This is a genomic window from Psychrobacter sp. W2-37-MNA-CIBAN-0211, from assembly GCF_040309405.1.
Taxonomy (GTDB): Bacteria; Pseudomonadota; Gammaproteobacteria; order Pseudomonadales; family Moraxellaceae; genus Psychrobacter; species Psychrobacter glaciei.
Genome location: NZ_JBEOOU010000238.1, coordinates 1 through 268, shown reverse-complemented (window position 1 = coordinate 268; position 268 = coordinate 1). Strand labels below are relative to the sequence as shown.

The 268-nt window shown below is 44.0% G+C and carries 1 protein-coding gene; it reads right to left on the bottom strand.

Features of this window, described 5'->3' with window-relative positions; genetic code table 11:
• Positions 1-268 (bottom strand): ACT domain-containing protein (locus AAEY72_RS15065; protein ID WP_352311374.1); only part of this gene is annotated, 268 nt, incomplete at both ends.

Below are 268 nucleotides of genomic sequence, written 5' to 3'. Positions count from 1 at the left end.
CTAGCAACTCCAGCATGCGAGCGCATGCCAACACCCACTAGCGATATCTTGACTACTTCACTATTACCAAGTATTTCGTTAGCTCCAATCTCGTCTTTGACTTCTTCATTCAACACTTTTAATGTTTTGTCCAAGTCGCCACGATTGACAGTGAAGGTAAAGTCTGTCGTACCATTGGTTGAGAGGTTTTGTACGATCATATCGATTTCGATATTAGCGCGACCAATAGGCGTCAGAATAGCTGAGGCAATACCAGGATGATCAGGGA